The organism is Collinsella aerofaciens, from assembly GCF_040915425.1.
In the GTDB taxonomy this organism is placed as follows: domain Bacteria; phylum Actinomycetota; class Coriobacteriia; order Coriobacteriales; family Coriobacteriaceae; genus Collinsella; species Collinsella aerofaciens_BW.
The window spans coordinates 1-23,622 of record NZ_JBCPDN010000033.1 but is presented as its reverse complement, the minus strand read 5'-3'; the positions used below and the strand labels follow the sequence as shown (position 1 = coordinate 23,622).

The 23,622-nt window shown below is 50.4% G+C and carries 23 protein-coding genes and 1 tRNA gene; 6 read left to right on the top strand and 18 right to left on the bottom strand.

What is annotated here, in order from left to right:
* Positions 1-272 precede the first annotated feature (272 nt).
* The 7 genes from AB5164_RS05985 to AB5164_RS05955 all read right to left on the bottom strand — a co-directional run bounded on the left by AB5164_RS05985 (position 273) and on the right by AB5164_RS05955 (position 5,104).
* Positions 273-347, bottom strand: a tRNA-Val gene (locus AB5164_RS05985).
* 138 nt (positions 348-485) lie between these two features.
* Positions 486-1,274: a DUF3825 domain-containing protein gene (locus tag AB5164_RS05980; RefSeq protein WP_368142942.1), complete on the bottom strand. Its 789-nt coding sequence runs from the start codon at positions 1,272-1,274 to the stop codon at positions 486-488.
* Between the two features lie 282 nt (positions 1,275-1,556).
* A complete protein-coding gene (locus tag AB5164_RS05975) occupies positions 1,557-1,835 on the bottom strand; it encodes a DUF4160 domain-containing protein (protein WP_082421950.1) in 279 nt (92 codons plus the stop codon).
* On the bottom strand, positions 1,835-2,101 hold the full coding sequence (locus AB5164_RS05970) for a hypothetical protein (RefSeq protein WP_368142941.1): 267 nt from the start codon (positions 2,099-2,101) through the stop codon (positions 1,835-1,837). Before AB5164_RS05970 ends, AB5164_RS05975 begins: the two co-directional genes overlap by 1 nt.
* A gap of 243 nt (positions 2,102-2,344) precedes the next feature.
* Complete coding sequence (locus tag AB5164_RS05965; RefSeq protein WP_161116204.1) at positions 2,345-3,163, bottom strand: AbiU2 domain-containing protein; 819 nt, start codon at positions 3,161-3,163, stop codon at positions 2,345-2,347.
* Between the two features lie 94 nt (positions 3,164-3,257).
* Positions 3,258-4,352, bottom strand: coding sequence for a hypothetical protein (locus AB5164_RS05960; protein ID WP_368142940.1), 1,095 nt, complete (start codon positions 4,350-4,352; stop codon positions 3,258-3,260).
* A 170-nt stretch (positions 4,353-4,522) separates the two neighbouring features.
* A complete protein-coding gene (locus AB5164_RS05955; RefSeq protein ID WP_368142938.1) occupies positions 4,523-5,104 on the bottom strand; it encodes a TIR domain-containing protein in 582 nt (193 codons plus the stop codon).
* 222 nt (positions 5,105-5,326) lie between these two features.
* Between AB5164_RS05955 and AB5164_RS05950 the strand changes: the two genes are divergently transcribed.
* Positions 5,327-5,575: a DUF6061 family protein gene (locus AB5164_RS05950; protein WP_033121501.1), complete on the top strand. Its 249-nt coding sequence runs from the start codon at positions 5,327-5,329 to the stop codon at positions 5,573-5,575.
* Between the two features lie 49 nt (positions 5,576-5,624).
* On the opposite strand, the gene AB5164_RS05945 is transcribed toward AB5164_RS05950, so the two are convergent.
* The 7 genes from AB5164_RS05945 to AB5164_RS05915 form a co-directional block, all read right to left on the bottom strand.
* Entirely contained in the window at positions 5,625-6,650 is a 1,026-nt protein-coding gene (locus tag AB5164_RS05945; RefSeq protein ID WP_055228679.1) for a sensor histidine kinase, read from the bottom strand.
* A complete protein-coding gene (locus tag AB5164_RS05940) occupies positions 6,647-7,324 on the bottom strand; it encodes a response regulator transcription factor (protein ID WP_055228678.1) in 678 nt (225 codons plus the stop codon). The genes AB5164_RS05945 and AB5164_RS05940 overlap by 4 nt, the downstream gene beginning before the upstream one ends.
* Positions 7,325-7,343: 19 nt before the next feature.
* On the bottom strand, positions 7,344-9,416 hold the full coding sequence (locus tag AB5164_RS05935) for an ABC transporter permease (RefSeq protein ID WP_055228677.1): 2,073 nt from the start codon (positions 9,414-9,416) through the stop codon (positions 7,344-7,346).
* Positions 9,406-10,173, bottom strand: a complete 768-nt coding sequence (locus AB5164_RS05930) for an ABC transporter ATP-binding protein (protein WP_033121505.1) — start codon at positions 10,171-10,173, stop codon at positions 9,406-9,408. The genes AB5164_RS05935 and AB5164_RS05930 overlap by 11 nt, the downstream gene beginning before the upstream one ends.
* Positions 10,174-10,250: 77 nt before the next feature.
* Positions 10,251-11,438: a sigma-70 family RNA polymerase sigma factor gene (locus AB5164_RS05925; RefSeq protein WP_138112666.1), complete on the bottom strand. Its 1,188-nt coding sequence runs from the start codon at positions 11,436-11,438 to the stop codon at positions 10,251-10,253.
* A gap of 35 nt (positions 11,439-11,473) precedes the next feature.
* Positions 11,474-12,181: a hypothetical protein gene (locus AB5164_RS05920; RefSeq protein WP_055228676.1), complete on the bottom strand. Its 708-nt coding sequence runs from the start codon at positions 12,179-12,181 to the stop codon at positions 11,474-11,476.
* 10 nt (positions 12,182-12,191) lie between these two features.
* Positions 12,192-13,298, bottom strand: coding sequence for a DUF6076 domain-containing protein (locus AB5164_RS05915; RefSeq protein WP_368142936.1), 1,107 nt, complete (start codon positions 13,296-13,298; stop codon positions 12,192-12,194).
* A gap of 222 nt (positions 13,299-13,520) precedes the next feature.
* On the opposite strand from AB5164_RS05915, the gene AB5164_RS05910 reads away from it, so the two are divergent.
* The 5 genes from AB5164_RS05910 to AB5164_RS05890 all read left to right on the top strand — a co-directional run bounded on the left by AB5164_RS05910 (position 13,521) and on the right by AB5164_RS05890 (position 19,222).
* On the top strand, positions 13,521-14,141 hold the full coding sequence (locus AB5164_RS05910) for a CHC2 zinc finger domain-containing protein (RefSeq protein ID WP_040648333.1): 621 nt from the start codon (positions 13,521-13,523) through the stop codon (positions 14,139-14,141).
* On the top strand, positions 14,116-15,507 hold the full coding sequence (locus AB5164_RS05905; RefSeq protein ID WP_021683578.1) for a DNA primase family protein: 1,392 nt from the start codon (positions 14,116-14,118) through the stop codon (positions 15,505-15,507). The genes AB5164_RS05910 and AB5164_RS05905 overlap by 26 nt, the downstream gene beginning before the upstream one ends.
* Positions 15,508-15,884: 377 nt before the next feature.
* Positions 15,885-17,174: a plasmid recombination protein gene (locus AB5164_RS05900; protein WP_368142934.1), complete on the top strand. Its 1,290-nt coding sequence runs from the start codon at positions 15,885-15,887 to the stop codon at positions 17,172-17,174.
* A gap of 18 nt (positions 17,175-17,192) precedes the next feature.
* Positions 17,193-17,495: a hypothetical protein gene (locus tag AB5164_RS05895; protein ID WP_033121834.1), complete on the top strand. Its 303-nt coding sequence runs from the start codon at positions 17,193-17,195 to the stop codon at positions 17,493-17,495.
* Positions 17,496-17,575: 80 nt separating this feature from the next.
* Positions 17,576-19,222 carry a recombinase family protein gene (locus AB5164_RS05890; protein WP_199572093.1) on the top strand — a complete coding sequence of 549 codons (1,647 nt, stop codon included), beginning with the start codon at positions 17,576-17,578 and terminating at the stop codon, positions 19,220-19,222.
* A 34-nt stretch (positions 19,223-19,256) separates the two neighbouring features.
* Here AB5164_RS05890 and AB5164_RS05885 read toward each other — a convergent pair whose 3' ends face one another.
* The 4 genes from AB5164_RS05885 to AB5164_RS05870 all read right to left on the bottom strand — a co-directional run.
* Positions 19,257-19,379, bottom strand: coding sequence for a hypothetical protein (locus AB5164_RS05885; RefSeq protein WP_368142933.1), 123 nt, complete (start codon positions 19,377-19,379; stop codon positions 19,257-19,259).
* Between the two features lie 42 nt (positions 19,380-19,421).
* A complete protein-coding gene (locus AB5164_RS05880) occupies positions 19,422-19,604 on the bottom strand; it encodes a hypothetical protein (RefSeq protein WP_117636983.1) in 183 nt (60 codons plus the stop codon).
* Between the two features lie 1,463 nt (positions 19,605-21,067).
* The gene (locus tag AB5164_RS05875) at positions 21,068-21,703 is read right to left on the bottom strand and encodes a HEPN domain-containing protein (protein ID WP_055287434.1); all 636 of its coding nucleotides are present in this window, start codon (positions 21,701-21,703) and stop codon (positions 21,068-21,070) included.
* Positions 21,704-22,464: 761 nt separating this feature from the next.
* On the bottom strand, positions 22,465-23,622 hold a 1,158-nt coding region (locus AB5164_RS05870; RefSeq protein ID WP_368147890.1), incomplete at its 5' end, for a sugar nucleotide-binding protein.

The following is a 23,622-nucleotide window of genomic DNA, read 5'->3' as shown; positions in this document are numbered from 1 at the left end:
TGTTGGCTAAAATGGGTCGGCCGGGATTGGTCAATCTCGGCCGACTATATTTGGCTAAAATAATCCGACGCTAACAGTCTCCACATTTGCGAGCGGATCACATGGGGAATTCAATGAAAATACGCATGAGTTTTATACAAAACATGCAATGGCGTCAGCAAAAAGGGTGCGAAAAAAATGACGCCTTATACGACTACGATTCGTTTTGGAATCACCCTTGGTGTCAAAAAGAAAAAGGCCAGAGGCTTAACACCTCTGACCTGTGCTTTAGATGGTGGGCGATACAAGATTCGAACTTGTGACCCCATCCGTGTGAAGGATATGCTCTACCCCTGAGCCAATCGCCCGTCGCCTTTCGGCAAAAGAGATACTAACATAGCCGCGCGCGGTTTACCAAGAACTTTTTGCCATCGATTTTAAATTCGTGGGTGCTAGCCAGGCCAAAACAACCAAAGCAATCGGCAAAAGCGCAGCTTAATCACCCTTTATCGTTTAATCCAGGAAGTCTCGGGGCGGCAGATAAGTCGCGCGTTGTTGTAGGCCATGTCAAGCGTGAGACAGGTGCGCGCGGCATAGAAGCCGTCCTCGCGCTGGATGGTCAGCGCCAGCTCGGGCTTGTCGCCGGTTAGGCACAGCGGCAGCAGCAGTTGGATCCGGCCGCCGTAGAACTGCGGCACGGCGAGCGTGTAGTTGGCGGCGGCGCGACGGGCGGCTTCGACGACGGCGCCCTCAAAGGCACGGCGCAGCAGCAGTGAGTTTCCCTCCCCCATCAGGCTGGCGGGAATACGCGTCAGGTTCTCCTCATCGCCCAGAATGTGGTCGATGTTGGAGCGGATGGGTAGTCGATAGTCAAAGACCAGCTCGGAGGGGTCCTCGGCAAAACGCACGCGGCACGGCAGGTACTCAAATGAGACCAGCATGGGGTCGCTCTCCTTAAAGAAGCCCTTCAAAAACCAGCGCTGGCGCGCGTCGGGCTTGGTGTTGGGCTCAAACAGGCCGTAGATGGTCTCGTAGCGGCGCGTGTACAGGCCGGTGTTGAATAGGCAGCGGTCGTCATCGAACACCAGCGGCAAGTTGGACGGGGCGGTCTGGTCCACGTCACGCTCGGTCAAGAACACCGCGCGGCTAAACGAAAACGACAGGTAGTTTTTGAGGATGCGGTTGCTGGGACCCCAGTCCTCGGGGTCGGCGAGATCGACCAAGCGGTCGTAGCAGGGCTCGGGGCAAAACGCAAAGTCGTATACATTGCTGCACAGGGTGCCGGGGATTTCCATGTGGTGTCCAATCCATCTCATAACTGGCGTGCGGATGGTTTGATTCTATACGGGTGACGGGTCGCCCGCGCCCACAATGCAACCGCGGCGCAACTCTTCGGCGAGTTCTGCTCGCGTGCGGTTTCCGGAAACAAGGTCCTGGATCCAGACGTAGTGCTGGTTGTCTTTGGGTTCCGGGCTATCGGAAAGTACGACTGGAGCACCAGCGGCGTAACGGGAAGGACCCGCCCGTCGACATCGGCAATCATGAGTTGACAAGCGTAATCATGGTTCAATTGCGGTTTAGCAATAGAATGTCAGGGAATCATCACCAAAGGTTTCGCGCCACTTGTCACAAATGTACCGATGGTTCATGGTGATTAGTTTTGAAAGATCCCTGAGATCCTTAGCCGGAATCTTGCTCTCGTTGTTCGCAAGTGTGCATCCGCCATTTTTAGTGAGCCAAAACTTAGTCGAGTTAGCAGCCGCCCTCTTTACCCCTACATGGATGTGAACGGGTTCTCCGTTTTCCGCGATCCAAAAGAACAGAACATACTGTCCAAAAACAAGAATTCGAGGCATTATGCCACCGCCGGTCCGGCCTTTTGCCGTTCTGCAAGCTCAAAGATAAACGGAGCGTTTGATCTAACAAATTCTGTCAAGAAATTGAGGTCATCAGCAGTAAATCCTTCGACGTTGAACCATTTGACCGCTGGCAAGAAGCATTCCGCATGGTCAAAGCCAAAGTCAACAGTTCGTTCGACGGCTACGCGAACGGTTCCGTCGTCTCGTGTTTCTGAGTAGGCAAACTGAGTGCCGTCATCTAGCTGAACATAGCTCCAAAGCATTGCTGCCTCCTTAGTGTTTATATCCAAGTATAAACAGCCGCTTAGATGCAACGTGATGCGAATTGAATTATTCCCATAAGACCTGAACTGCTGATTATTTGTATTACTGAGATTTGAACCACCTCACACTTCAGTGTCTTTTTGGCATGGAAAACCGTCATTGTGCGATGGTCGGACTTTATGTCAAGGATCGTATTCAGATTCAAGCGCTCGCATGCTTAACTACTTGCAGGCGCTTGAATCCTATAGATTACCCAAATGCTGCTCAACAGCCTCCATGCCAACCTCCGCATATTTTAGGAGGCCTTGTATATCGTTGTAGTTCTTGGGCAATCGATCTTTTTCAATACCAGTAATTTTGGCGAATAATTCGATTGTTAGATCGAGTGCGAAGTCGATTAGTTTTTGAATTTCGCTGAAAGTTAAAGGAAGTCGCCTAACAAGCTCATCATAATTCAGTGCTTCTATGTCGCTATGGGCGAATACTTTATTTCGCTGATCGCGAAGCATGTCAGTTAGTTTACTGAGACCGTTGAGTCGTTTTTTCCACAAATTGGAAAGGTCATGAGTGGTTATACACACGGTAACCATTTCGTAATGATCTCCGAACAGTTTTTCATATGAGCGTTGAGACTCAACTTCTTTGGGGTAAAAACGCTCCTCGTCCTCTGCCAATGGGTGAACGATTGGATTAAGCCTGTCAAAGTTTGGTCGATCACTGAATATAGAGATTGCAAGTGCGTCGATTTCAGCAGAATGAGACGAGACTTCTTCTATCAAGTTCCCAATACTGATGTCGCTTTTGGCATCAAATAACCGCGCGCAATTCATGAAACAGGATTCGGTTAATGCAAGTTGTGTAAAGCTGAAGAAGCAGCCAGCGCAAATTACTTCATTCTCATAGCCAGAAGATGCTTTAGACAGTTCGCGAAGGATTGCTAGTTCCGTGTTGGCATAAAATGCCTCGTTGTACAGATAGCTGCAACGCTCGAACAGCTCAAGAAGGTCGGCGTTTAATTCTTTCTTGGCAGCGTCAACTGTATGATCCGATTCGTGGTTCATGTTAGATAAATCCTGAGCAATTGTCGTTATAAACTATTCTACTAATGCGTCGTTACGAATATGGTCCTCTACATTGCTTATCGAAATGGGTGCTTCAGCAGCGACATGCGGCAGCTAGAAGCACTGTACCAAGCAGGAAAAGCGTCACGGAAGCGGTGATCCAGTTGCTGTCGCCGGTCTTGGGGAGCGTGGCGGTTGTCGTGGTAGCGGTCTTGGGCTTAGTGGTCTTGGCGACCGTGGTCTTGGTTACTGTCGTTGATGTCTTGGTTGTTGTGGCCGCGGGTTTCAGCGCCGGATTTGCCGTGGGCCCTGTGGTGAGCTCTCCGGCAGCGGGGTTAGCATCGGCAGGAGACTTGCTCGAGCTATCGCCAGGCACGTTGTCTCCATCGGTCTCCCCCGCCGGAGGCGTGGCGACATCGGGCTCAATCACCACATGCGGTGCTACCGCACCGGAGGCATCCACCACGCCACTAGCACCAAAGGTTCCGCCAGCAGGCGCCACAAAGCGCGCAGACACAAGTGACCCGCCCGTGCACGCAACGCCGCCGTCGGCACCGGCCGCATCAAGCCACGAGGCATCGACGGAAAGCCGACAGCTGGCCGCGCCATTGCCAAGGCCTAAGTCCTGCAGATACACGCCGTAGGCGCGCACGCCCGCTCCGGACCCGGCGCCCGCGGCAACGACGCGCCCGCCGCCGCGCACGGCCATGTCGCCGGCAATCACGCCGGCGACCGCCTCGTTTGTAATATCGGCCCCGTCTGCCCGCGCATCGACGGTGCAGCCGTCAACCACGAGCGCCTGCGACACGTGGATCCCGCACTGCGAGCCCGTCGCCGTCAGGGTCCCGGTGCCGCGAAGCGTCAGGTTGCCCCACACCTCCATGCCGCACAGCGTGATGTCCGCATCGGGCGCATGCGACTCCGTCACGGAGTTCTGCCCGGCAAGCGTCAGCACCAGGTCGCCCTCGGCGCCGATGGCCTCGCCCGCGTAGCCATTAAGCTCCAGGTGGTCGGCATCGGTCCAGACCCAGCCGGGGCCCGACACGCCCGGCTCGTAGTACGTCGCGCCCGCGATGATGAGGCTCTCCGCGCCAGCGGCATAAGAAGGCCCGCCCAGCAAAACGCATAGGCAGGCCATGGCAACAATCGGAATGTAATGACGGCTGGTGTGGGACTTGGCAGCAAACATACCTGCTCCGATCTTCGCAGGAGCCAATAGAATGTGCACCAGAAAATGCCCTGGTAGCAGCAATTAATAGTTTAGCGAGATCAATGCGGGAGCAAAGAGAAATCGTGTGGGCAATGTCCACAATTAGGTGTAAATCGTTTTGCCAGTCGGTGAAAGGAGGGATCAACGGATTAGATATCCATCTTATTAAAGTCGATGGAATATCCCATGGACTTGAGTTCTTTCAAGAGGCCGAACTCCCAACTGTCTGTTCCGGTATAAACGACGCCCTGTAGATCGGAGGGAATCTCGATACCTTTGTCAACAAGAATTGCAACGTTTTCCCTGCCAAGCCGACCAATAAAGTATCCGGCTTCAAATACAACATTTTGTCTAGCCCTGGGCTTTTCCGACTGTTCTGCCTGGGCTCTTCCTTCGTCGTCCGCCGTAAAAAGGCATACCGCTCCTGCTGCATCGCCTTCAATTTCCAGCTTTTCGATGATTGTCTTGCCCTGATTTGACTGCTCGTTTAGGACAACCGCCGTCAGGCCCTGCCTTTCGATGATTCTCGCGACCCTTTCTCTAAGCTCTCCGTTGTGACCATGAACGATAAATACCTTCGAATAATCTCCAACATTTGCAGTCGATCCGGTTTCCCCTTCGTCTGAAAACTCATCAAGGTATGTCTCCAGCACAGCTTTTGCACTGCGCAGGCCGTCCGCACAGGCTTCAACGAAAGCCGAGTCGGGCGTACCGGAGGTGAAGAAAGACAACGAGTAGCTGATTTTGTTAAAGCTTTTAAATTCGTAGCTGTCTTTTCCAAATCGCCTAATTAAAAGCCTGTCCGCCCTTGGCTTAACAGTGATAAGGAACTAATTTACTTATCAACTGTTAGCTGACGGTTTCCGGGGTGCATACGGACAAATCCCGTCTGATTTCTAACAGGAAGTCAGACGGGATTTTCGCTTTATATTACGAATTATGGAGGACATACCATGAAAACCTTAATATCTTGTGCCTACAATATGGATAATTGCTGTGTGGAAGTGAAATTCAGCGACGGCAGTATGATTGCGATTGACACTATCGTCGTTGAGAACGAGATTGCTGACAATATGTATCAGCGGTCAGAGCTGGATTATTTGATCTACAACGCTCCTTTGGAGTATGCAGACCTTATCTTGAACGGCGATCCCGAAACCTATTTGAAAACTGTAACAGAATACAAGCCTTGGGATAGCTGACAACACGCTGCCCGCAGGAGAAAATCCTGCGGGCGTTTTTCTGTTTATATTATTTCCCTCCGTTGGATCTCAATTTAGGAAAGAAGATGACAATCTTGAAGCTCTTTCCCCACTGGGAAGCTGCTTCCAGATGAAGATTTAGATCGTCGGCCATCTTCTTAACCAGGTAAAGTCCCATACCGGTAGCCTTCTTTCTGCTGTCAGTAGAATCCCCGGTAAAGCCCTTTTGAAAAATGTACGGCAGATTATATTTTTTTACGCCAATGCCGTTATCTTCAACAGAAAGGATATCTGCAGTCTCCGAATGTATCACGGAAATTGTAAGCATGGGACTATCGCTGCTATATTTGATGGCATTGCTAACGATTTGTCCCAACATAAACTGAAGTCCTCTACGGTCTGTATAGACTGTTTCAGATTGCAGTTTGTTGAGAATGACAAAATGCTTCTCTTCAAGAAGTGGGGCATAGTCCTCCAGAACTTCACCCAAGCAGTCATTCAAATTGACATCCTCAAATCGGTAATCCTTTGTACTGCTCTTCAACCGGGCATAGTACAGCATCTGCGTGACATCCTCCTGAAGCTGACTGCGGACATAATCCAGCTTTGCTTGCAGGGAAGGAGAGATTTCATCGTTCCGGTTATCCAAGAGCATGGTCAGCAACGATAGGGGCGTTTTCGCTTCATGTGCCCAGCCCTCCACGTATTCTTCATAGTCCCGTAGGGCATCCGCCATATTGTTACTCTCGTTTTTGTATTCCCGTAAAACCGAAGCCAAAAATCGGACAGATTCTCCTTCTTTCTGACTAATGGCACTGAGCAGCCGTTCTTCATTGCAGATGGTAGGATCACTGAGGAAATCTCGGAACAGTTCCATGTGGGTGTTCTCCCTCTTGTTTAGTACAAACAGAATCGCTGAAAACAAAAGGATGCTCGTCAGAACTACTAACCCGATCAAGGTTTGAAATACCTGAATGTCAGAAATCCAAAGAATGACAGCGCAAAAGCAATCCACGCCCAGCAGCAACAGAAGCCAGGGGTAGTACCGTTCTATCATGTGCCAAAGCTGCTTCATAGAGACACCTCCGCTTCCAAACGGTAGCCCATTCCTCGAACTGCAACGATTCGCTGCTTCATTTCAAGGGCGGACATCGTTTTTTTCAGCCGGGTTAGGTTAACCTGCAAGGCATTTTCATCTATGTATTCCGTGGTTCCCCATAGTGCCATGCAAAGCTGCTCCGTCGTGACCAGAGCATCGCCGCCGGACAAAAGAGCGACCAACAGTTTTCCCTGATTTTTTGGAAGCACCACAGAGGTATTATGAATATAAAGCGTGTAGGTCTGCTGGTCTAACAGGAAATCTGGTCCCTCTATGAGATTGGTACGGCCTTCATACCTTTTGAGAATATTGGATACCCTGGCAAGAAGTCGATCTTTTCTGCACGGCTTCGTCAAATATTCATCGGCACCCAACTGGAACGCTTGCAGTTCATCCTTTACCTGATCTCTGGAAGTCAGCACCAGGACGGGGATAGCAGTTTTATTCTTTAGCTCCTGGCAGATTTGAAAGCCACTGATCTCCGGCAAGTTCAGGTCTAAGATCACAAGGTCAGGGCGGAGGGCTGCCAAGAGCCGAGCGGCATCTTCAAACTCGGTAATTGCCTCCACAAGATAGCCGTCCTTTTGGAGCATATCGCAGAGTTCTTCCCGCATATAGACTTCATCTTCCACAACAGCAATTCTTTTCATGACAGCACCTCCTTCCAAATTATTCTTCTCTCTGCGGCTGCATCAGTGTCAGCAAATACCGATCACTGGAGCGCTTGACCACTCTCATATAAATATATTCTATCACGCAAAGTAGTAAAATCATAGCAGCAGATACAAGCAGCATTTCAGACACTGTCCCACGGGTTCGGGACGAGAGTATCCCTGTAAATAACGCCCTGACTCCAAACAGACTGCTGACAGCCGCAACCAATACAGGAAGTCCCATAAACCAGGTAATTTGCTTTCCAGCAGACTGGCAAAGGGTTTCGTAAGTAGCTCCCAGGCGGATCAGGGTCTGGTATCTGCGCCCGGTTTTCTGCTGACTCATCAGGAACTGAACACCCACGATGGTGTTGGCAACTACCAGGAAAACAATCGCAAGATAGAGGGTAATATAACTGGATGCTATGGTGTAGAAAAGCTGACGACCTATATTCTGAAGATAGCTTTCATATTCAATGCCAGTTTCGTCCAGCTTCTCGTTCAAATCCAAATATGCAGTCATAAGGCTATTTCCATCCAGAGCCTGCTCACTGAGCACCGCATTGACATAGGTATCATACATTCCCTGGCTATAATATAGGAATGCTTCATCCGGAAGAATCAATGCAAAGGACAAGGTTATAGAACGGTCCGTGACCAAATTCACAGACTGAACCTCTCCTGTAAGATGAATCGGACTACCATCCAGTTCCACCTTGGGCTGTCCGGCCAATACTTGGTTCAGCATTGCGGTACGACTTACCGTAGTAAACTCTGTATCAATATAGACAGCGGCCTCCTTTTCGCCTAATTGGAGAGCCGGTTTGCCGGACAATTCCAACAAACGATTATAGTCCGATAAACAAATCAAATATGGGTATGTGGCATAACCAAGATTGTTCAGAAGGACATCCCGGTCTTCCGACTGGGGCAGGCTCCGAAGAGAGTCCATAACAGCGTCCATGCTGTAGGCATTATCATAATCTTCTGTGGTGCGAATACGCCCAACCCTCATTTCAAAAAGCTCTGAAAATTGATTTTCCAAACCGTTTTCTTTCAGGGCTGCCTTTATATTCGGAAGAACCTGCGATGAATCTTCTGCAGTATGATCTTCAAAAGTATAGTCGATTACATGGCCAGAAGACAGGCTATTCGTTCCTGCAATTCCTACGCCCGCACCAAAACAACACAGCGCCGCCAGAATCAGCAGGGAGCTGATGGCCATGGAGGTTGACTGATGAATAACATTCTCCTGAATCTGCCGGAAGGTAAATACATGAAGCTGCTTATTTCCTTTTCCTTTCTTAACAATCAAAGCAATCAGCGCACGCATCCCATAGAAAAGCAGCATCGTACCAACTATGCCCAACAGCAAAGTCAGTCCCATCATACTTACCTTTGTCCATGCAATTCCCTGAATCGCCATGTAGTAAGCCACTGCCAACATCACACTTCCGCATATAGCAGCCAGTCCATAGATAACAGATGGCATTTGCTTTTTGGGGCGGTTCGTTGGCTGGGATAGCAAAGTACCGATCTCCTGGCGGCTGATTCGTCCACTCAAAATCAGAAGTGCCGTCAGCTTAATTGCCAGAAATCCTGCCAGCGTCCATTCAATTGCAGACCAGGATAAAGAAAACTGATGACCGATGATCCCCATGCCTACCAGCTTGGCGGTGACAAGACTGACAATTTCTGAAAGCACCACAGCCACAGGTAAGCCTATGAGCATGGCAAGAATACTGGTCAGGAAATCTTCCGCCAGAAGCATACCAAACAGTTTACTTCTACGCATCCCCAACATTAGATAAACACCAAACTCATGCCGTCTGCGCTCGAACTGATACTTGCAGGCAAAATAGATCAAAAAGAACAGAATACCGAGGGTCATCCCATAAAACGCAGGAATCAGAAGCAGGAGTTTGTCAACTGCGTCACTCTCCATTTTCTGCAAAAAGAGCATCACATCTTGAGTGGAGATGGAAAGAATCATGTAAAAGGCAACAATAGAAATCACCAGGGAGCTGAAAAACAGACCGTTTTCCTTTCGGCTGCGGTGGCTGTTCCGAAGAATGAGATTAGAGAACATTTGCGCTGCCCCCTCCCAGTTGCGCCATCACCTTCAGGATGCGCCCGTAGAACTCCTGCTGGCTTTCGTCTCCACGCCGAAGCTCATGAAAGATCACGCCGTCCTGGATGAACAGAATGCGCTTGCAAAAGCTGGCGGCATTGGAATCATGGGTTACCATCAGGATCGTAGCTTGTTCGTCACGATTCAGGCCGGACAGCTTCTCCATAAGACTTCTTGCGTTCTTAGAATCCAGCGCACCCGTCGGTTCATCGGCAAGGATCATTTGGGGATGTAAGATCAGAGCCCTTGCTGCCGCAACACGCTGACGCTGGCCGCCGGACATCTTGGACGGAAACTTATCCAGAACATCAGTGATTTCCAGATAGTCAGCCAACTGCTTCAGCCGCTGGCTGCTTTCTGCTTCGGATACCCCATGCAAGGAAGTCGGGAGCAGGATGTTTTCCCTGCCAGTCAGGTTGTCCAGCAATTCAAAGTTCTGGAATAGATAACCAACTTTTTTGCCACGGTACTCTGCAAGAGCCTTTCCCTTGAGGGATTGCAGAGTATCGCCTTCCACCTGAATGCTTCCACCTGTGGGTTGAATCACAGTCGCAATACAATTGAGCAGTGTGGATTTACCGGAACCGCTGCTTCCCATAATGCCGAGAAACTCTCCCGGCATCACCTGGAAGGTGATCCCATTCAGTGCCTTTGTTTGACTTGGCACATTGCCATAGATTTTTGTTAAATTTTCAATATTCAAAATGGGTTTCATGTGAATACCTCCTATCATTTGTAATAAAATGATAGCATGGGAACACAGCAAATACCACTTACAGTGGTTGTAAGGATTCAAGATATAAGTGGCGGCTCAAGGGGGACGAGCATATATTTTGTAAGAGCATCAGGCAACAATGATAAAATATACCGGATCGCCTCCTTGGCAAACCAGTTCGTTTTAATTGTATCCCAATCAGCAAGTCGGATAATCTCTGCTGTGCCGTTCTCAAAATCAACTGAAATTTCGCCCCATTCGCCGTCGCAGTCTGCTTGATATTCGTAGATTGCGGCGGCGATTTTCTTTTTGCGCTTGGTTTTGGTTTTCTGTTTCAGCCGGACAGCATGGAGCGCACCTTCGGCAACCAGCAGTTCTGTCAGTTTGTCCACCGCTTTCCGGTAGGCTCGCTCTGCACCGCTGGCTGTGCTGCCCTCAAACATAATCGCCAATTCTTCAAAAGTGGGGCGGTTCTTCCATGAGCCAACTCGCCCGCAGGTCATACAGATTGCTAACCGTTTTTCGAGCAAGGTCTGTTCCCGGTAATTCAGCTTCTCAAATGCCCGCTGTACCTTTTCTGCTTGTATGCCGTTCCAGAGGATGTCGGTATAGTTCCAGCTATCGTCAAGGGCTATATCCTCGCCTGTTTCCTCGCCGTCCTCGTCCGTTATATAGAACGGCTGCTGGTTGCGGATTCCACGGACAACTTTCAGATATTCTTCCGCAAGAGCAAGGTCGCAGTTATACTTCTTGGAAAACTGGTTGACCGCATCTTTGGTGTTATGGTACAGCCACGCCATTGATCGCACCATTTTGTAATTGGTCAGAGAGGATACCGACCATTTTTCTTCGCCCATGCGGAAACGGAGCATAGAATCCCAGATGAACGGATAGATGTATGTAGCATACTCCGCACCCTTGGCAGGATCATAGTCCATCAGCTTTTGGAGCATTTGCTCCCGGCAGGAGATCTTTATATCGATAAATCGGTCTGTGTCGTACAGATTGCCGCCGTCCACACTGAGAAAGCCTTTGATGCGCTTGTTGAGCTGCGTTTCGTAGTGGTGCAGAAAGAACGAAAAATATAGCAAATTCTTTTCCCGCAAAGCAGACAGGATATATTCATTCAGACTGTCCACCGCTGGCGGTTCCGGTTCCAGTTGGAAGATGCGCTCTGCCACATAGGGGATGATGCCGTCACCGTGTGGATTAACTTGGTGCTTCGGTATGTATCCGGTCATGTTCCACGAAAAATCATTTAGCATAGCGCACCTCCCTTCTAAGTAATCCGCGGGAATAATTAACCATAATTCCAAGTTTGTCTTGCAGCATTTATATTATCCAGAAGAACAGATGCAGGATTTGCCTCGTAATAGTACGTGCTCATATCCAAAATGCCTTCTTCCATTTCACCCCACTCTGCTGTGCGAGAAACAAAGATTCTATTATATACACACCAATCGCATGTGGTGGTGAAAGCAGCAATATCTGCAAAGTCTTTTGGAAATACAATTCTTCTTCCATTTGATGTTGGCTTAAGATAGTTCTCCATTATTTCTTTGAAATTCTTCAGATCATAATCCGTAGCGTTTTCCAAAGCTTTACAGACAATCAATTCTTCGTGCGTGAATTCTGTAAGTGTTTCTAAATGGTTTGCAAGAATTAGACCATAAATAACGCAAACCTTTGGGCATTCTGCATTTACGGTTTGTTTGAACAGATTGGCTACGATAATAGCCTTTTCCGGGCTGGAGTTTACATAGTTGTAAAGCTCGTTCAATCTTCTTTCGAGATTAAAGCCAGATGCAAGACCGTTCAGTAGATGGCCGAGTTTGAAGGTATTGTATTCAGATAGAAGATCATTTCCTATTCCGCCTACAATTCCCGCAACTGGGTTTACTACGCCCAACACACCAATAGAGCCAGAACGGATTATTTTGGTCATAGGATTGTCCATAACCCGGCTAAGCGCATTCCCAATATCAGTTAAATCATATTTCTGTGCCATTACATATTCCTCATTTCGTCCGTAATTTTGCTTCCTTTTTCAAAGCCGCCTGGTCCATTTCTTTTTCATAAGCTCCCTTGGCATAGGCTACATTGCTCAATGCCCGGAGCATCTTATCTTTTGCCAGCTTTTTCATAACCTCTGCAAGATCAGCGTCCAGAGTACCACGCTTCACATAGCGGTTTATGGTGTTCAGTCGTTTCTCATAAATCTGTTTCACCGGATGATCGTCCGCAAGCTCCCGTTGTTCTCTGCCTTTCAGGTTGCCGATCTGCCGACAGGTGCGGTGCAGCTTGTCCCCCGGTGCATAGCCGCCACAGTATTTGGTGTGCCGTGCGTTGGTGGTCAGAAACCACTTGCCGCAGATTTTGCATTTCTTTGGTGCATGACCAACACACAGGCCCTCAAAGAGATCAGACCGGAACATCCCTACAAAGGATACATAGTGCATCCGCTTGACCAGCTTCGCAACTTTTTCGCCGGGACGGATGACGGATACATACTGAACGGAATTGTTCAGGGTAGACATCCAGGCATTGCCTTCCGTGATGGAAAACTCCGGCGGGAAATAGCTGCCGAACATTTTTGCAAAACCCTCTGCGGTGCGGTCTGCTTCGTTGCCGTCTGTTTTTTCTGCAAAATCAAGCATGGCCGTTTGGTATTCCCCAAGGGAGTATGCCAGATGCCCGAAAACTGCGGTATAGCGTTGGAGCATCATCGCATCGGTAAAGTTCTGGATTTCTTCAAATTGCAAAGAATTGGTTGCGGCTTTTATGGCAAACTCCACATATTTCAGCGCATTGTCCACAGTAAAGACTTTTTCAATCCGTTCTCTGTGCTTTGAGATATTCATATAGGAGAACGGCGGTGTTTGACTGAGAATATCGAGCATCGTCAGAGCAGCTTCCTTTGCAATAGGACAGAGTGCAGAAGCATCCTGTCCGGCGTTTAATATTCCAAGCAGCAGATTGATTTTCTCGCATTGCTCGTTTATTTTTGCAATGGTATTCACAGGAACATTCAGTGCATCACAGGCAAGCGTACCGACAGGAAATGTTTTGCTCTCATATATGACCGTATCCTGCCAGAAATCCAATGTCATCAATTCTTGATTCATGCTTGCCCTCCTGTCCTGTTTTTTCATTTTTCTAATTATATCATGTAAATGTGAAGAAATCTACGTCCTCAGATAAGTTGTCCTGTTTTTTGAAACAGGATTGTCCTGTCATTAGCCTGTTTTTTGAAAAATCCGTCATAACCATAATAGAAGGAGCGAAGCACCTGCCAATCACGGCGGGTGCTTCGTGCTTTCCAGAATATTATGAACGGAGGGTTTTCTATGACAATCTATGAAACCATCAAGGCGGCAATCAGCGTCAAGCAAGCCGCCGAACACTACGGGCTGAAAGTGAGCCACAACGGCATGGCTTGCTGCCCGTTCCACAACGACAGGCATCCGAGCTTGAAGCTGAATGAGGACTATTTTTTCTGCTTCGGCTGCGGAGCCAAAGGGGATGTGATCGACCTTGTGGCAAGGCTGTTCAATCTGAGCAGTTATGAAGCAGCGCAAAAGCTGGCTTTGGACTTCGGGCTTGACCCGAAACCGCCCACTGCCGCAGCTATGGTCAAGCCGAAGCGTCCCTATATCCGTCAGTTCCGGGAGGATGAAATGCTGTGCTTCCGGGTGCTGACGGATTATTTGCATCTGTTGGAAGATTGGAAAGTGCGCTATGCTCCCAAGACACCGGAAGATGCTCTGGATGACCGTTTTGTGGAAGCCTGCCAGATGCACTGCCATATCGAATATATGGCAGATGTGCTGACGGTGGGTGATCTGGAAGAACGGGTGGCATTGGTGGACAAGCTGATGCAGGACGGCAAAATTGCTTTTCTGCAAGAGTATACCGCACAAAAGAAAAAGAAGGTGGCGCACCATGGCGAAGAACCGGAAAACGCCTGATATGAACTTGCCCATGTGGTTTGACGGGCAGAACATCAACGAAGCTCTGTTTTGTGAAGAATTTCTGCAAGAGCGCAGGATCATCTTCGCAAACGGAGCTTTTTTCACGCCCGATGGTCGAGTGACGGACGATCTTCCTCTGCGTGGGGAGATTTACGACAAGCTGAAATTCTGTGCCGTAAACAATATCCCCCGGAAGATCACCAACATTCTGGAAGTGCTGAAACTGGAAGCGCAAGTGCCGGACTTTCCACCGGAGCAGGATCGGATTCATTTGTCCAACGGTACGCTGCTATTGAACGGCACATTTACCGAGGGCAGACCGGCTATCGTGCGGAGCCGTTTGCCGGTTGCTTACAATCCCGATGCTACTGCGCCGGTGATCTGGCTGAACTTTCTGGATGGGTTGCTTTACGCCGAGGACATTCCAACTTTGCAGGAGTTTATCGGCTATTGCCTGATTCCCTCCAACAAGGGGCAGCGCATGATGGTGATTAAAGGCAACGGCGGCGAGGGTAAATCTCAAATCGGTGCGGTACTGTCTACCATCTTCGGCACGAATATGAAAGACGGCAGCATCGGCAAGATTTCTGAAAACCGCTTCGCCCGTGCCGATTTGGAACACATTCTCCTGTGCGTGGATGATGATATGCGGATGGAAGCTCTGCGCCAGACCAACTATGTAAAATCCATCGTGACAGCACAAGGCAAGATGGATTTGGAACGTAAAGGCAAGCAGAGTTATCAGGGCTGGATGTTCGCCCGATTGCTGGCATTCAGCAACGGTGATCTGCAAGCCTTGTATGACCGCAGCGACGGATTTTATCGCAGACAGCTTGTGCTGACCACCAAGGAAAAGCAGGTGGACAGAGCTGACGATCCTGATCTTGCAGAGAAGATGAAAGCTGAAGCCGAGGGTATCTTCCTGTGGGCATTTGAAGGCTTGCAGCGGCTTGTTGCCAACAACTTTAAGTTTACGGAGAGTGACCGCATCCGTGAAAATCGGGAAGCGGTCAAGCGTGACAACAACAATATCTTTGATTTCATGGAATCAGAGGGATATATCCGGCGCAAAGCGGATGCGTCCATCAGCTCCAAGGATTTCTATGAAATCTACCGGATGTGGTGCGAGGAAAACTCCCTTGCACCGCTGAAAGCCCGCAGCTTCAGCGACGCCATGATTGCCAATGCCAGAAAATTCAATCTGGAGCATTGCAACAACATCACCAACTCTGCCGGACGGCGGGTTTGGGGATTCATGGGAGTGGAAGCCATTGCACGACCTCATATAAATGGGTTTTACGGAGATTCGCCGTGTACGTACGTACCGGAGGACATTCCGGAGGAATGGCGGCAGGTCGAGTAAATCCCATTGCTGGTACGTATGTACGCAGCAAAAGAGCGTGAAACGCTTGTTATAGAAACAGCACACATCCTCTCGTTCGGGCTGTTTCTATGTCCACAGGCTTTTGAAAAAGTGTCTGTGGACACCGGCTGCAAGAGGAAGTTGACACAGAACAGCTTCATGCAGACGGGCTGACCATGGGAAAAGGCGCAGACATTTTCGCCTTGGTCAGCAGAGGTCACCGCAGTGACCGCATTCCCCCTCGGGAGAGCCCTCGGAGAGCCCACGGCACTTTGCAGCCAGTATGGATGAAAGTGTCATAGTGGGTTATTACACTTTGAAAAAGTGCCGTTCTCCAGCCTTCCGCTGTTGCAAATCTCAAAGAAAGGAAAAATCCAATGGCAAGAAATGATGGAATAGACCGTACCGTAGCCAGAAATCAGGACTTGGAAACTCCGGATGATGTGACAAAAGTACAGGAACACAATGAGCGTGAAAAAGACCGTTATTCCAATGTGGACATCGTGCCGGAACGTACTGCGCTGAATGTTCACTTCAAGTCTCCCACTGACGATTATGTAAAAATGTTTGAGCAGATGGAGCAGGACAAGATCATCTCCACCAGAGGGCTGAAACCGGATGCCGTCAAATATGGCGAGTTGGTTTTCGATGTGAACTCCACTTATTTCTACAACCACGGCGGCTATGAGTTTGCAAAACAGTTTTATGCCGATGCCTATAAAGCCGCCGTGGAGATCGTGGGCAGTGAGCAGTATATCCTCTCCGCTGTAATGCATGCCGACGAGCGCAACCGGGCAATGTCGGAAGCTCTGGGTGAGGATGTGTACCACTATCACCTTCATGTGGTTTATATCCCGGTGGTGGAGAAACAAATCCTGTGGTCGAAGCGATGCAAGGATGAATCCCTCCGGGGAACGGTAAAGGAAACGATCACACAGGTCAGCCGCAGTAAGAAGTGGGAATCCAAACCCGTTCTTGATGAAAACGGAAATCCTATGTTGAACGCAAAAGGGAAAAAGATTTTGAAGTCGTCCTACAGTGTGCTGCAGGATGACTTTTTCAATTTCATGCGAAACGCTGGTTATACCGATGTAGAGCGTGGAGAATGTGGCAGCACCGAAGAACATCTGACGGTGACACAGTTCAAGGTACAGGCCGAACAGCAGCGTTTGGAAGCTGTGACCGGACAGGTGGCACAGGCCGAGCAGAGCTTAGCGGATGCCAAAGCTGCCACGGAGAAGCAGAAAAAGAAACTGGAAGCTCTGAAAAAGGAAACTCAGGCTGCTAAGTCTGTTGCTATGACTGCACATGAGATTGAGTCGATGGGCAAGAAAAATCCCATTACGGGAAATGTTACCATGACGGCGGATGAGTGCCGCACGCTAAAGGATTATGCGGTCAGCAGCTTTGCGGAAAAGTCTGAGAAGCTGAAATACAAGCAGAAATTCGAGCAGGCAGATAAAAACGCAAAGATATGGAAAGACCGTTTTGAAAAACTGAACAAAGACTATGAGGAGCTGAAACAAAAAGCCCAGCCTTTCCTGGATGCGATTGAGATTGCATCTGAAAAGGTCTGGGCTTTTATCAATGCCATCCTCGCCAGGGGAAAGGAACTGTATGAACACAAACACCCTGCCCGCAATCGTGGACAGGACATGGAAATTTAAGAAAGGAACTATTTGCCTATGAAGAAAACCGTAGATGAAATTAACAAGATGATTATGGAAGATGCCCCGATGGAAGAAATCAACGATGCCATCGGCTATATTGATATTTGCTCCTGCTTCGATCCGATTTTTGAGCCGCCTATTGATTTTCTGGAAGAATGCCGCAAGCGTTGGGAAGCGGCACAGTCCTCTTTCTGCAAAACCATTGAGTGCAAGATCGGAAACACATGGTATGTGATTGAAACGGAGTGTGATGGAAATGAGCCACTTACCGACAAGGTAAAACGGCTCATTTTTTCTGACAAGGGGGTGATTTGTTAATGACTGCGACACAAAAGCATGATATAATTCCAATATGCACAACGGTACTGTCGGCTGACCAACCACCGAAGGAGGATATTATGTTGGATCAGCAGAAAATTACCATTCTCTATTGCCGTCTGAGCAACGAGGATGCCCAGGAAGGCGAGAGTAACAGTATCGCAAATCAGAGAGAGTATTTAACCCGATATGCCCGTGACCACGGGTATACAAACCTGAAAATTCTGGTGGATGACGGTTATACGGGGACGAACTTCAATCGTCCCGGTGTGCAGGAAGGCTTTGAGCTTGTCAAGCAGGGGCTTGTGGGCTGCTGGCTGGTCAAAGACCTCAGCCGCTTTGGTCGTGACTATCTGACTGTTGGACAATATACGGATATTATCTTTCCGAGTTATGATGTCCGCTTTATCGCTATAAATGATGGCGTAGACAGCAACCGGGGAGACAGCGAGGGCTTCGCCGCAATTCGTAATCTGTTCAACGAGTGGTATCCCCGTGATACCAGCAAGAAAGTCCGTGTCAGTTTGCGGCAGAGAGGAACCAGTGGGAAGCACATGGGCAAACCGCCCTACGGATACCGCTGTGACCCGGAGGACAAGGATCACTGGATTCTGGATGAAGAAGCGGCTCCGGTAGTCAAGCTCATCTTCGACCTTTGCATTGACGGCAAAGGCCCGGAGCAGATTGCAAGGATTCTGGAAGAAAAGCAGATTATGACCGCAAAGGCACTCTATGCCAAGCGAAAGAAAAAGCCGATGCCGGAAAGACCGTACCACTGGGGCAACCAGTCCATTGCAGGGATTTTGGAACGGCAGGAGTACACAGGCTGTACCTGCAACTTCAAGACTTATTCCAAGTCCTACAAGCTGAAAAAGCGGATTCCCAATGAGCCGGAGAATATGTTTTATCTGCCGGACACACAGGAAGCGATTGTATCTCAGGCACAGTTTGACAGGGTGCAGGAACTGAGGAAAAACAAACGCCGCCCCGCAAAAGCGGAACGGCAGGGATTGTTCTCCGGGCTTCTGTTTTGTGCCGATTGCGGCGGCAAGCTCCACTTTGCCACAAGCAAAAGCTTTGAGGGCAAGCAGGATCACTACGTCTGCAACAACTACAAGAGCAACCGTGGTACTTGTACTGCCCACTATATCCGGGAAGATGTGCTTCGTGAAATCGTTCTGGAACGCATCCGGGCAGTCAATGAGTATATCCGAAGCGATGTGGACGGTTTTCAGGAGGAATGGCTGCAATGCCGCAGGACTGACCAGGAGCGCAGCATCCGGGATGACAAAAAGAAGCTGGAACAGGCAAAGAAACGCCTTGCCGATCTGGATGTCATCATCGCCCGGCTGTACGAGGACTATGTTCTTGGAAATCTCAATCAGGACAGATACAGAAAGATGTCTGCGGACTATGAAGCGGAGCAGGAACGGTTAAAGCTCGAAATTGAAGTTATCGAAGAATGGGTGGAACAGCGGGAAGAAATGAACGACGGTCTGGATGCCTTTATCGCCCTGACACAGAAATATGTGGATGTGGAGGAGCTGACACAGACCATCGTGAACGAGTATATCAAGAAAATCATCGTCTATGCCCCGGACAAATCCAGCGGCAAGCGCAAGCAGAAAGTGAAGATTTTCTTCAACTTCGTGGACGATGTAGATATTCCCGTTATTTCCGAGCCTATCATCACGCAAACAACCTATGAACACAGAAAAACGGCGTGACCTTCGGGTCACACCGTTCTCTGCGACAAAATAGTTACTTGTCACTATTAAGCCTTGTCTTCCATGCTTTAAAGTCAGGCGAACTAGAGCTGATGTATTTCTTTGAAAGTTCGTCTGCTGTTTCGCACAACTGCTGCAAAATTTCAAAATCAGACATTAAGCCTTCTTTCTATAACCAATAACGGAGCTAAGAAGCATCTTATTCCAATGAGCGGCCAAATCTCTTTACTGTTTCCTCGGTGCCCCTATCGGAGATGGACTTGCCCAGTGCGAACTCAATAGCGTCCAGCAAAGCCATGACGCGAGCTTTGAAATAGGCATCAAAGTCATCATTAATGAACGCATCCCAGTCAATGAGATTCGATTCGATGACGGAGTTCACAGTGTTCGATGTCAGCTTTCTTAACGAATTTCGCTGAGTAGACGCTGGGGGCCGCGCCTCCAATTTCTGTGCCCGAATAGGAGTACGAGCACGTCGGTCAAGATGCATTCGGTGGTCAACATGGCGGGATCTATCTGCGAGCGGAAAACAAGCGGCGCTGCTAATGGTAGCGCCGCTCGCATCATCAAAGAAGAATCGTTATCGATTGTCTCTGGGACTTTTCGTTCAAAACCAGAGCATGTCGACTACTGCTTATCGAAGTACATCCACCCTACAGGCTGCATTAGATCGTAATAATCGACGGGCGTTTTGAAGCGAATCCTGCCCAAATAACCACGCTTTTCAGCAACCAACTGCATCTGTCTGCGTCACGGCAAACTCTTTGAATTGGCGTTGCGGCAAGTTTGTCTTAAGAAAATAAGGCTGTTAAGACAAACCCATTTTGACGTTTACGTAACGTCGACCATCGATCAAGCCGTATTATTCGGAGTTAGAATTATCGCCCCACGACGCTGAGCCGGTGACCATCCAATGATTTTTGGCATCGATATAGACATCGCCAATCTGATTGTCCAAGCATTCATCGGATTCTTTACCTTGGGGACCTTGATTGCCGCATTGCGGCAAAGCAGCCAGAACAAAAGGAACAGGGAGGACGACATCAAGCGGTATCAGCCATCCCGCATATCGGCATGGTACGAAGGGGGTCGAAACCGAACCGATCAGCCCAAGGACAATCGATTCGTCTGGCAGTTAGTCGTGCTTCGAAACGAAAGCGAGTCCCCCGTCTACGACGTAATCGTCACCTGTGTCGGGATTAGCGGAGCCGGCCCCTCTTTCAAAGGAGAGGACAACCGTCCCGCTTTTCCCGACCGCGTCTGCGTCGGCACGCTTCCTCCTGGAGCATGGTACACATGGCTCCCGACGGAAGGGCACGGAATGGGAGTACGCACGGCACCCGAAACGGCTTTCACCGACGCAAACGGAACTTCGTGGGTTCGGCGAGGCAACGGAAGTCTCGAGGAGATCCCTATGGAGCCGACCTCGTTCTACAGGCTGCCCCTCCCCTTGACCTGGTACGGATGCAAGAAGCTGACCGAGTAGCCCCTTGGCATCGTCGCTTTAAGCATTGGGTTTTCCGGACTGAGACGCGAACTTTCCCGGCCGTTCCGGATAACGGGAAAGTCAGAATCATTCGGGTTTGCGGGGCGGGAACGCGAGAGCGACTCCGCCCTTATTTTTCGATACACCCATAAATTGAAGCGAGATCGGCATCATCATCTCGAAGCACTTATCACAGATCCATATGGTAAAGGTAGCAATTCACTACCTTTTATGCATAAATTACAGGTATCTTAATTAAGCTGTTAAAAAATAATCAACAGCTGTTCTGATTAACCGGCTAATACAACCATGATTCCAACCACTGGTTTTACAAACGATAAAGACCAGCTTCCAACCACTTATTTACCATTCTCGACAAGATAATCGAAGTCAATCAGCTGAAGCTGCTCTACGAACTTCTCCAAATACGAGACAACTTCCTCGTCATTCACGAATAGCGGCCTGTCCTGCGTCAGTCTGCCTGATTTGTCCTGCGGATAGCGGAGACTGATGCCGTTGTCATCGATTTCGGCAATGGCTTTTACAAAAGCACCCATGTTCTTGATGGTTGTATTGTCTTCACGGCACTTTTGCCCCGGAAACCTCGAGAGCAAGGAGTTCCACAGGTTTGTAAGGCTGTGGTCTTTCTTAGGCTTAGCCCCACATCTTTTTATCGCCCTCTTGATTGAAAGCTCAATACAGTGCCTTGTGAGGAACATCACCGGAATCGCGTAGGAATGTTCCAGCATCACATACATGCCCGGCCTGTCGGTTGCTCTCCTCCCGGCGGCCGCAAGCTCCTTGGCGGCATTGAGGAAGGATCTAATGAACTCATCGTCGAACCTGTCGGCTTTAAGCTCGTCTTTCACCAGGGCAGACGAGTCCAACAGCATGAAATTCCTCAAAGTGGGGTCATTGAAGCCATGCATCTGAGGCTTCATGACCTGTTGATCCTTGTATTTAGGGAACACATGGTCATTGAACACGCTATCCATCAGAGAATCCCTCCTGTCTTCGCGTCTATCCTCGCCACCGACTTCGAGTCGATGAACTCGTCCACAGCCTCGCCATAATAGACCAATAGATAGTACATCTGAGCTGATGCGGTGTCCACAGCGATGCCAGAAACTCAGACGCCCATGAATGGCGGGGAAACGTTACGAGATGGATAACGCTCCAGAGCGCATAAGGTCCGGCTACTTTGCTCGACCGGCGACGAAGCCCCATTACAGTCAGAAACGAGCTATTCGATACCCCGTTGATGCATTTCCCGGTGTCGCATACGATGCAAGCAAGCCCGTCTGGGCCGCCGATCGGGCGCCCGCGTACGGCCGTCTTTCCCTGCCCCGAAGAGGTCCGGGGGGTATTGTCGACGCAGGCGTCGCCGTTTCAGACGACTGATAGGAAACTGCCGGACCTCAGGGAAGATTGCCACGGCCAGGTAATGTGGGTGTCGCGGGAAACGGCTTCCGATCGACCGACGATTGGAGGATACCATGGCCAACAACGCAGCGCCCGCGAGGAGGGCCGTCCTCTAGCTCGATGTCGGGAAGTCCTTCCACTGGGCCTGCATGCTCACCCGGGACGGGCAGGTCGCCGTCAACCGCCCCGTCGCGAACTCCTAGCATGAGCTCGACAGGCTGTTCTCGCTTGGTGACCACCGCCGCACTTACCGGCACAGAGCTATACGCCAGGCACAAGAAAAGCCGCCGTTAAAGAACGGCGGCTTTGATTCTCGCATATTTATTAAGAGCGACTAGAGCGTCTTGAGGTACTCCCCCAGCTCTTCCTCCCAGTCGGGCATGTGGAAGCCTGCGGACTCCAGCTTGGACAGGTCGAGCGCGGAGTGGACCGGGCGCGGTGCGATGGGGCCGGCGGCGCTGGCGTAGTAGTCGGCGGTCGATACCGGCACGACCCTGTCCCCGTTGCCGTTGGCGGCCTCGAAGACGGCGCGGGCGATATCGGCCCAGGACTTGACGGTGCCGGAGCCGGTGCAGTCGTAGGTGCCGTAGGGGGCGTGCGTCCCCAGCACGTGGAAGATGGCCTCGGCCATGTCGCGCGTGAAGGTCAGGCGGCCCAGCTGGTCGTCAACGACCGTGACCTGCTCGAGCCCGTCCTCGGGGTCGGCGACGCGGTCGGACAGGCCCTTCATCGTCTTGACGAAGTTGCGGCCCTCGCCGATGACCCAGCTGGAGCGCATGATGTAGTGGCGCGGGCACCCGGCCACGGCGATGTCGCCGGCGGCCTTGGTCTGGCCGTAGACGGACAGCGGGCTGAGGGGCTCGTCCTCGTCATGCACCTCGGCGGTGCCGTCGAAGACGTAGTCGCTGGACACGTGGACGAGCGTGATGCCGTGCTCGGAGCATGTGCGGGCGAGGAGGGCGGGGCCGGTCGCGTTGGCCTTCCAGGCGGTCGCGCGGCCCTCGGCGGTCTCCGCCCTATCCACGGCGGTGTAGGCGCCGCAGTTGATCACGGTGCCGTAGAGCGACCAGTCGTACTGTGTGTAGGCGTCCGGGTCTGACATATCGAAGGTGTCGATGTCGCAGAAGTCGAAGTCCTTGGCGACGCCGCGCTCCTCCGCCAGCCTGCGCACAGCATGGCCCAGCTGGCCGTTGCAGCCGGTGACGAGCGTCCTCTTGGGCGCCATTGGGACGACGTCCCTGAGCATCGGGTGGTTGAGGTCGGCCTCGGAGACGGTGGCCTCGTCGAGCGGGATCGGCCACTCGATGGCGAGCTCGGGGTCGGCGAGGTTCACGAAGGTGTAGGTCTTCTTGAGCTCGAGGGACCAGTGGGCGTCCACCAGGTAGGTGTAGGCGGTGCCGTCCTCCAGGGCCTGGAAGGAGTTGCCCACGCCGCGCGGGACGTAGATGGCCTTGGACGGGTCGAGCGTGCAGGTGAACACCTTCCCGTAGGT